This is a genomic window from Candidatus Palauibacter irciniicola (assembly GCF_965208695.1).
In the GTDB taxonomy this organism is placed as follows: Bacteria; Gemmatimonadota; Gemmatimonadetes; order Palauibacterales; family Palauibacteraceae; genus Palauibacter; species Palauibacter irciniicola.
In genome coordinates this window covers 740,768-750,187 of record NZ_OZ242352.1, presented here as the reverse complement: position 1 = coordinate 750,187, position 9,420 = coordinate 740,768, and the positions used below count along the sequence as shown (strand labels likewise).

The 9,420-nt window shown below is 68.6% G+C and carries 8 protein-coding genes; all 8 read right to left on the bottom strand.

The annotated features are described in order from the left end of the window. Nucleotides 1-44 precede the first annotated feature (44 nt). From ACOGI9_RS03180 to ACOGI9_RS03145, 8 genes are read right to left on the bottom strand one after another with little or no spacing between them, the layout of a single operon-like run. Nucleotides 45-488 (bottom strand): hypothetical protein, encoded by a 444-nt coding sequence (locus tag ACOGI9_RS03180; protein WP_419858442.1) that lies wholly within the window; start codon nucleotides 486-488, stop codon nucleotides 45-47. Nucleotides 489-538: 50 nt separating this feature from the next. Continuing rightward, nucleotides 539-3,910, bottom strand: coding sequence for a preprotein translocase subunit SecA (gene secA / locus ACOGI9_RS03175; RefSeq protein WP_419858441.1), 3,372 nt, complete (start codon nucleotides 3,908-3,910; stop codon nucleotides 539-541). 7 nt (nucleotides 3,911-3,917) lie between these two features. Next, nucleotides 3,918-4,547, bottom strand: coding sequence for a nicotinate (nicotinamide) nucleotide adenylyltransferase (gene nadD, locus ACOGI9_RS03170; protein ID WP_419858440.1), 630 nt, complete (start codon nucleotides 4,545-4,547; stop codon nucleotides 3,918-3,920). Beyond that, nucleotides 4,528-5,334 (bottom strand): outer membrane protein assembly factor BamD, encoded by an 807-nt coding sequence (locus ACOGI9_RS03165; protein WP_419858439.1) that lies wholly within the window; start codon nucleotides 5,332-5,334, stop codon nucleotides 4,528-4,530. The genes nadD and ACOGI9_RS03165 overlap by 20 nt, the downstream gene beginning before the upstream one ends. Next, nucleotides 5,331-6,248, bottom strand: a complete 918-nt coding sequence (locus tag ACOGI9_RS03160) for a tetratricopeptide repeat protein (RefSeq protein ID WP_419858438.1) — start codon at nucleotides 6,246-6,248, stop codon at nucleotides 5,331-5,333. Before ACOGI9_RS03160 ends, ACOGI9_RS03165 begins: the two co-directional genes overlap by 4 nt. Before the next feature lie 37 nt (nucleotides 6,249-6,285). Beyond that, on the bottom strand, nucleotides 6,286-7,095 hold the full coding sequence (locus ACOGI9_RS03155) for a glycosyltransferase family 2 protein (RefSeq protein ID WP_419858437.1): 810 nt from the start codon (nucleotides 7,093-7,095) through the stop codon (nucleotides 6,286-6,288). Beyond that, nucleotides 7,092-8,051: a UDP-glucuronic acid decarboxylase family protein gene (locus ACOGI9_RS03150; protein WP_419858436.1), complete on the bottom strand. Its 960-nt coding sequence runs from the start codon at nucleotides 8,049-8,051 to the stop codon at nucleotides 7,092-7,094. The genes ACOGI9_RS03155 and ACOGI9_RS03150 overlap by 4 nt, the downstream gene beginning before the upstream one ends. Continuing rightward, entirely contained in the window at nucleotides 8,048-9,376 is a 1,329-nt protein-coding gene (locus tag ACOGI9_RS03145; protein ID WP_419858435.1) for a UDP-glucose dehydrogenase family protein, read from the bottom strand. The genes ACOGI9_RS03150 and ACOGI9_RS03145 overlap by 4 nt, the downstream gene beginning before the upstream one ends. Nucleotides 9,377-9,420 lie beyond the last annotated feature (44 nt).

The window sequence follows — 9,420 nt, the reverse complement described above, 5'->3', positions numbered from 1 at the left end:
AAGCTGTGGCGGGCCTCGGGGCTGGCCGGGCGGTCAGGGGTTGGTCAGGGGGCCGGTGATGCCTCCACGGTGAGCGTCATGAGCATCCCGCGGCTGTCGTGGCCGGCCACGTCGCACACGACCGTGTAGCTCCCGGGAGAGAGGTCGAGTTCGACGAGACGAACCTCGCCCGTGTTCACGTCCGCCTCCGTCTCCCAGAGAACCTCCCCGCTCGCGGGGTCCACGAGCTTCAGGTTGTGCATCTCGAAGCCCTGGTTGCTGAGGCGGAGCACCGTGGGGCCTGCCGGCAGCCGCGACGGCATGCCGATCGCGTACTCGAGCAGGGCCACGTCGACCGCGTCGGCCGCGTATACGGCCGACAGGTCCGGCTCCGGGGCGGAAGCGGCCGCTTCCGGTGCGGCGGCCGCACGGGCCGGGTTGGCCGCCGCGTTCGCGGCTCCCCCTTCTCCGCCGCAGCCCAACGCAAGCAGCGCGGCGGCGATGGGCATGCCGCGACGACACGCGGCGGGCGGCGCGATCCGCCGCGTGGCCGGCGGGCTCAGCCGGGACGGCCGCAGCACTTCTTGTACTTCCGGCCGCTGCCGCAGGGACACGGCTCGTTCCGCCCCGGGGTCTTCGTGGCCGTCGCCGGAGCGCCCGTCCGGCGGGGCCGCTGGCCGGCGCTGAGAGCCGCGCGGGCCGCGGTGTCATCGGGGGCCAGTTCCTGCACCGCGGCGGAGGCCGCGACGCCGGTGGCCGAGAACGCCGGCTCGGCCGCGCGAGGCTCGCCGGACGCGCCGTCCGGCCCGGGCGCCGCTCCCCCGCCGGGAGCCATGCCACCCGCGGCGCCGGCGCCCGGCTCCACCGGGCCGCTCATGCCGGTAATCTGCGGCGCCCTCGGCCGGATCGGCGGCCGGCGCTCGATGCGCACGCGGAAGAAGCGATTCGCCACCGTCTTCCGGATGTCCGTGATCAGGCTCACGAACATCTCGTACGCCTCCTTCTTGTACTCGACGAGCGGATCCTTCTGCCCCCACGACCGGAACTGGATCGAGGAGCGCAGGTGGTCGAGGTCGTAGAGGTGGTCCTTCCACTTCTCGTCCAGCACCGACAGCACGACGAAGCGCAGCACCTGCTCCCAGTCTTCGCCGAAACTCTCCAGCTTGGCGCGGAACTGTTCGTGGGCGCTCTCGATCACCGCGTCGTACAACTCGTCGGTCCCCGCCCAGTTGTCGGCGCTCGCGTCCTTCTCCGCCTCGGACGCCTCCCCGCGGTCCGCTCCGACCCGGGGCAGGAACTCGTTGTGCAGGAAGTACTCGATCAGCAGGTGCTCCCGCAGTCCGGGGAGGTTCCACCGGTCGTGCGAGCTCTCCTCCGGCACGTAGGCGTCCATCTCCTCGCGGAGCGCCTCCTCGACCATCTCCCACGTCTCGCCCTTCAGGTCTTCCCCGCCCTCGAGCGCATAGAGGCGCAGGTCGTAGACGACCTCGCGCTGCTGGTTCATCACGTCGTCGTAGTCCAGCAGCCGCTTGCGGGCGTCGAAGTTCTGGGTCTCGACCCGCTTCTGCGCGCGCTCGACGGACTTCGTGATCCACGGATGGCTGATGACCTCGCCCTCCTGCACGCCCAGGCGATCCATGATCTTCGCCACGCGCTCGTGCATGAAGAGCCGCATGAGGTCGTCTTCGAGCGAGAGGAAGAAGAGGCTCGCCCCGGGATCCCCCTGGCGTCCGGAGCGGCCTCGAAGCTGGCGGTCGATGCGGCGCGACTGGTGGCGCTCCGTCCCCAGGATCTGGAGTCCGCAGGGCGGCTCCTCCTCGCACCCCCGCTCCTTGATCTCGGCTCGCGACAGGTCCGGTGCCTCGTCGGTGCGGCCGAACGCCGGGGTTTCGGAGCGGATCCCGCACACGTCGCACTGCACGCACGGGGAGGCGAGTTTGATGTCGGTGCCACGCCCGGCCATGTTCGTCGCGATCGTGATCGCGCCCGGCTGGCCCGCGTTGCGCACGATCTCCGCTTCCCGGGCGTGCTGCTTCGCGTTCAGCACCTCGTGGGCGAGGCCCCGCCGCTTGAGCATGCGGGCGATGACCTCCGACACCTCCACGCTCGTCGTCCCGACGAGGATCGGAAGACCTTCGCCGTTGATGCGTTCGATCTCGTCGATCAGCGCGGCGTATTTTTCCTTCTTCGTCTGGAAGATCACGTCGTCGTGATCGAGTCGCCGCACCGGCCGGTTCGTCGGGATGACGACGACCTCGAGGCCGTAGATCGCGTGGAACTCGCCTTCCTCGGTCTCGGCGGTGCCGGTCATCCCGGCCGCCTTGTCGTACATCCGGAAGTAGTTCTGGATCGTGATCGTGGCGAGCGTCTGCGTCTCGCCGCGCACCTTGACCTTCTCCTTCGCCTCGACCGCCTGGTGGAGCCCGTCCGACCAGCGCCGCCCGTGCATCTTGCGGCCGGTGTGTTCGTCGACGATCAGCACATCGCCGTTCTCCACCACGTACTCCACGTCCTTCTCGTACAGGGAGTACGCCTTCACGAGCTGATGGATGACGTGAATCTTCTCGGACTTCTCCGCGTATTCGCGTTCGAGCCGTTCGATCTCGCCACGCTTCTCGTCGGTGGTCAGCGACTCATCGTCCTCGACGTGCTGGACGTCTTCCGAGATGTCCGGGACGACGAACGTCTCCGGGTCGTCGGGTGCGAGCACATCGAGACCCTGCTCGGAGATCTGGATGGTCTGCCCCTTCTCGTCCATCGAAAAGAGGAGCATCTCGTCGATCTCGGGGAGCCGCTTCTCCCGCATGAGGTCGGCTTCCGTTCGCTGAATGAGCTGCTTCACGCCGGAGCGCGTCTTCAGCTTGAGCAGCCGCTTGTTCTTCGGCGCGCCGCGTTGCGCCGCGAGCAGCTTGAGACCCGCGTCCCGGCGCTGCTCCGTGTCCTCGTCGGCCTCGGTCTCGTCGAGCAGTTTCGTGCTCTCGGCCACGAGACGGTTCACGATCCGCGTCTGCTTGCGGGCGATCGCGGCCACCTGGGCGTTGTGCTTCTGATACACGTCGCGTTCGTCGCGACCGGCGGGCCCGGAGATGATGAGCGGGGTGCGGGCCTCGTCGATGAGCACCGAGTCGACCTCGTCGATGATCGCGTACGCATGTCCGCGCTGCACGCGATGCCGGAGTTCGATCACCATGTTGTCGCGCAGGTAGTCGAATCCGAATTCGTTGTTCGTCCCGTAGGTGAGGTCGGCCTGGTAGGCGGCCCGCCGCTCGACGCTTCCCGGCGCCGTATCTTCGAGCACGCCCACCGTGAGACCGAGGTAGTCGAAGACCGTGCCCATCCACTGGGCGTCGCGCCTGGCGAGATAGTCGTTCACGGTGACGAGGTGGACGCCGCGGCCCGGGAGGGCGTTGAGGTACAGCGGCATCGTGGCCACGAGCGTCTTCCCCTCGCCCGTGGCCATTTCGGCGATCTTCCCTTCGTGGAGGACGATCCCTCCGATGAGCTGCACATCGTAGGGGACCATGTCCCACGTCATCTCGTTGCCGGTGACTTCGATCTCCGACCCGAGGAGTCGCCGGCACGCCTCGCGCACGGTCGCGAACGCCTCGGGCAGAATCTCATCGAGCACGCCCTGCAGCGCCTCGTTGAGGTCGCCCTCCGTGGCCGCGATGCGTTCGGTGAGGTCGGCGCGGCGCGCCGGATTCTCGGTGAAACGACGCTTTTCCCGCAGCGCCTCGACCGCCTGCTCGAACTCGGCGGTCCGCTCCGCGATGATCGCCCGGAACTTCCCCGTCTGCTCCTTCAGGGCTTCTTCCGGGAAATCCGCGAGCCGCGACTCGTATTCCTTGATCTGTGAGATGATCGGCCGCATGCGCTTCATCTCGCGCGTGAAGCGCGTTCCGAAGACCTGCGTTACAACGTTCTTCAACATCCGGGGCTCACTGGGTTACATGGCGCGCCCGGCGTACGGCCCAGGCGCGCTCGACATCGTGTCGGATCGTTTCCGGAACGAGGAGGTGGACCGAATGCCCCTCCTCGAGGCGCTGCCGGATCCGGCTCGCCGAGATATCCACTCGCGTGACGCTGGCCACAACATACTCGATCGGCAGCGATTCCGGGGAGGGTGCCGGGTCTCGGCCGTCCCGCGGCATCACCGCGATTCGCGCCAGTTCCGGGAGCCGGCGCCACCGTTCCCAGCGGTGGATCGACGCGAACTGGTCCGCGCCCATCGCGAGGACGAGCCGATCCGTCGGAAAGCGGCGCGCGAGGGCCTCCAGCGTGTCCACCGTGTAGGAGGGGCCGGCCCGCTCGATCTCCATCGGGCTGACCTCGATGCCGGGGACGTCCGCGAAGGCCCGGCGCGTGAGGTCGAGGCGAACCTCCGCGGGAAGCGTGACCTCGCGGTGCGGCGGATCGCGCGCGGGAATCACGAGCAGCCGATCCAGGTGCAGCGCTTCGATGAGCTCGCCCGCCACCGAGACGTGGCCCACGTGCGGAGGGTCGAAGCTCCCCCCGAGGATGCCCGTTCGGCGGCCGCCCGCCGGGACTTCAGCGGAGGGATCCGACATCCGCCGCCGAATCCTCCTCCGCCGCCGGGTCTTCCTCCGCCAGGAGCAACCGGGCTTCCTCCGAGTCGGGGAACTCCGACAGCAGCCGCTCCCGGATGGTGCCGGCCTCGGTTTCGTATCCCACGAAATTGTAATTGCGATACAACCGCAACAGCAGATCCGGCAGGAAGTCCCCGGTCGGCTCCTCGGCCAGCGATTTTTCGAAGTAGACGATCGCGGATTCCGGCAGTCTCATGCGGTCCTGGTAGTACTTCCCGATCTCGTAGCTCTTCTCGGCCAGCTTCGCCCGCGCTTCCGCCATCAGGTCTTCCACCTGCTCGCGGAAGGGGGTCGTCGGGAAGAACTGGAGCAGCCGCTCGCACTCCTCGAGGGCTCGCCGGGTGAACTCCTGGGAGAGGGTGACCCGGGGCGAGGCCGCGAGGTAGGCGCGGCACAGCCCCAGTTGCGCGTCGTCCGCGAGGGGACTGTTGGGCCGGTTCGTCGCCATGCGCCGGAACTCCTCCACGGCGTCGAGTTCGTTGCCCGCCCGGAGCTGGCCTTCGGCCGCGAGGTACTGCGCGCTGTCGACGAGCGGATTCAGCGGATCGCGGACCATGAAGGCGAGGAAACCCTCGGCCGCGCGGCGATACTCCTCGGCGTCGAACCGGTCCTGCGCCCACTGGAAGAGATCCGGCGGCTCGAGGTCGCCGGGCGGCCCGGAACTCGAACAGCCCGCGAGCAGGAGGACCGTTGCCGCGAGCACGCCACGGAGCACGCAGCCGGGCGCCATCCCGGCCGGGAGCCTCATTGGAAGCCGAAGCGGATCTGTCGCATCCGCTCCTCCGCACGCCGGACCAGCGCGTGGGTGCGCGTCGGGTTCAGTTCCAGTACGCGGGCGTAGTTGACGAGCGCTTCATCCGTCTGGCCGAGTGCGAGGTGAAGTTCGCCGATGAGGAAATGGGCCTCGACCATGTGCGTCCGCGGCTCACCGAGTTCGACCATTTCGGCCAGCTTCTCGAGGGCGGCGGCGGGGCGGCCCTCCGCCCGGTCTTCATCGGCGGACACATAGAGACAGTTCCCGTATCGGTAGCGGGCGTCCCCCGGACTCGACCGGCGTTCCTCCATCGCCTCGAGAAAATCCCGATAGAAGGGCAGCGCGCGCGTGCACGCGCCGAGTTGTTCATATGCGAGACCGACGTCGTACAGCACCCCCGGCTCCGGATCCCCTTCCGCGGCGAGGAGCGCGAGGCGCAGCGAGAGGGCGCGGGCGTAATCGCCCTCCGCCGCATGATAGGCGGCCAGCGAGCGCTGGAGGTCGGCGGGAAGATAGCCCAGTCCCCAGTCGACGAGCGGCTGGAGCGCGCGGGACATGTTCTCCGCCGCGCCCCGCTCCCGGGCGGCCCACGCGAGCCCCGCAAGGGAGGCCGCGGCCTGGTGCCGCAGCCGGGGGTCGCGCTCCGCAAGCGTCTCGTAGACGGTGAGCGCCTCGTCGACATCGCCGCGCACCGCGTAGGCCTGCCCGAGCCGAAGCAGGAGGTCGTCCGTGTCCCCGCTGACGCGCCGGGCGAGGAGGTACTCCGCGATCGCCTTGTCCGAATCCCCGACGGCCAGGTACCGGTCTCCGCGCACGACGGACCGGTCCACCGGATCCTCGCACCCCGCCATCGCGAGCACCGCGAGAACCCCGGCGATCCCCTGCACGACCCACTGTCGGACGGTCATCATCGGCGCCCCCGCCGGCCTTCGCCCCCCTGGCATCTCAACTCTCCCCGCGTTCGACGCCGCCACGGTCGCCGCCCGTTGCCTCGCGCGCGGCCCGCGGCCCGCCCTTGCGCGTCCAGCGCCGCACGAGGCCATACAGCAAGATACAGCGCAGCGCGGAAACGCCATCGCGCCAGCCGATCTTCTTCCCCTCCGCATACGTCCGTCCCGCGTACGAGATCCCCACCTCATACACGCGCCAGCCGCCCATGGCGATCTTCGCCGTGATTTCCGGTTCGACGCCGAAGGCCCGCTCCTCGATCGTGAGCTGTTCGATCACTTCCCGGCGGAAGCACTTGTAGCACGTCTCCATGTCCGTGAGGTTGAGGTTCGTCACCATGTTCGACAGCCGAGTCAGCCACCGGTTCCCCACGTAATGCCAGTAGTAGAGGACGCGGTGCGGCTGGCCGCCCATGAATCGCGACCCGTAGACGACGTCCGCCCGGCCGGCGAGGATCGGCTCCAGGAGGCGCGGATACTCGGCGGGGTCGTATTCGAGATCGGCGTCCTGGACAATGATGATATCGCCGCTGACACCCCGGAACCCGGTCGAGAGCGCGGCGCCCTTACCCCGGTTCCGCTCGTGAACGAAGATCCGGTCGACCAGCCCTTCCGTTTCCAGCCGGCCCAGGATCGAGGCGGACGCGTCGGCAGAGCCGTCGTCGACCGCGACGAGTTCCACATCCGGGGCCATCTTCTTCACGCGCCGGACGATGGCCTCGAGCGTCGCTTCTTCGTTGTACACGGGCATGACCACCGAGACCCGGGCTCGCCCCATCTCCTCCCCGACTCCCTCTCGTGCGATCATTCGAGTGCTGCCCCGGGCCCGCCGGGCGGCTGCATTCCCCTAAAGTACTCCACCGTCCGTTTCAGCCCTACCTCGAGCGGGATTCGGGGCGTCCAGTCCAGCCGCGCGGAGGCGAGCGAGATGTCCGGAGAGCGCATTCTCGGGTCGTCCGTGGGCAGCGGACGCACCTCGACGGTGGACGCGGAGCCCGTGGTCGCGAGCACGAGATCGGACAACGCGCGGATCGTATACTCGCCGGGATTGCCCAGGTTGACAGGTTCGTGGATATCCGCGTTGAAGAGACGCCAGATCCCCTCCACGAGGTCGGACACGTAACAGAAACTCCTCGACTGGGAGCCGTCCCCGTAGATCGTGAGCGGTGCTCCCCGGAGCGCCTGGACGACGAAATTCGACACCACGCGGCCATCGTCGGGACGCATGCGCGGGCCGTAGGTGTTGAAGATCCGCACGATGCGGGTGTCCACGCCGTGTTCGCGGTGGTAGGCCATCGTGAGGGCCTCGGCGAAACGCTTCGCCTCGTCGTACACGGAGCGCGGGCCGACCGGGTTCACGTTGCCCCAGTACGTTTCGGGTTGAGGATGGACGAGCGGGTCTCCGTAGACCTCCGACGTGGACGCGAGCAGCAACCGGGAGCCGTTCGCCCTGGCCAGACCGAGGGCGTTGCGCGTGCCGAGGGCGCCCGCCTTCAGCGTCTGGATCGGGAAACGAAGGTAGTCGACCGGGCTGGCCGGCGAGGCGAAGTGGAAAACCCCCTCGATCTCCCCTTCGACCTCGATGGGCTCCGACACGTCCCGTTCGAGAAACGCGAACCTCGGCTCGTCCCGCAGATGGGCGAGATTCCGACGGCGCCCCGTGATCAGGTTGTCGATCCCGACGACCGAGTGCCCCTCGGCGAGGAGGCGATCGGTGAGGTGCGAACCGAGGAAGCCGGCGGCGCCGGTGACGACCAGCTTCACGCCGTCTCCGCCGGACCGATCTGCCTGCGCCCGACCGGGTAGTGCTCGAACCCCCGCGATGCCATGCGGTCCGGTTCGAACACGTTGCGCCCGTCGAACACGATGGGGCGGGCCATGCGCCGCGCGAGCTGCGACCAGTCGGGACGCCGGTACTGGAGCCACTCCGTCACGACGACGAGCGCGTCCGCCCCGTCGAGCGCCTCGTACTCGTTCTCCGCGTAGTCCACGGCGTCCCCGAGATAGAACTCGCGCGACTGTTCCATGGCGGCGGGGTCGTGCGCCACGACCGACGCCCCCCGTCCACGCAGCGCCTCGGCGATCGCCCGTGAGGGCGCCTCGCGCATGTCGTCGGTGCGCGGCTTGAACGCAAGCCCCCAGAGCGCGAAGCGCAGGCCCGTGAGATCGTCGCCGAACCGTTTGAGGATCTTCCGGACAAGGACGGTGGTCTGGCGATCGTTCGCCTCGGCCACGGAGCGCAGGATGCCGAGGTCGACGCCCTGCGCTTCCGCGGACCGGATGATCGCCCGCACATCCTTGGGGAGACAGCTGCCGCCATACCCCGTGCCGGCGTAGAGAAAGGCCGATCCGATGCGAGGGTCCGAGCCCACGCCGCGGCGGACGCGTTCGATGTCGGCCCCGGTTTGCTCGCAGAGGTCGGCGAACTGGTTCATCATGCTGATTCTGGCGGCCAGCATGGCGTTCGCGGCGTACTTGGTCAGTTCGGCCGAGGCGATATCCATGAAGATCAGCGGGTTCCCCGAACGGATGAAGGGCTCGTACAACTCCTCCATGCACCGCCGGGCTCGGTCCGAGTCCACACCGCAGACGACGCGGTCGGGGTAAAGGAAGTCCGCGACCGCGTCGCCTTCCTTCAGGAACTCGGGGTTGGAACACATGTGGAAGGGCAGATCGGTCCGTCGGGCGATCTCGGCCCGCACGAGTTCGGTCGTCCCCACGGGTACGGTGCTTTTCATGACGACGACCGCGCCGGGGCGCAGATGGTCGCCGATCGTGCGGGCCGCGTCCAGCACAAAGTCGAGATCCGCCCGCCCGTCCTCTCCGGGCGGTGTACCCACCGCGACGAAGATGACGTCTGCCGTCCGGACACCCTCGGCGGCGTCCGTCGTGAATCGAAGCCGTCCGGCGGCCAGGCCCTCCGAAATCAGGCGCTCGATCCCGGACTCGTAGATCGGGACATCTCCGGAGTTCAGGAGCCGGACCTTTTCCTCGTCCACGTCGGCGCAGGTGACGCGGTTCCCGGACCCGGCCAGGCAGCATCCCGCCACGAGGCCGACGTATCCGGCGCCAATCACGGTGATTTCCATCGACGTCTCCGTCGCTCCCGGTCCAGGGGTCCGGTGTCGCGGCT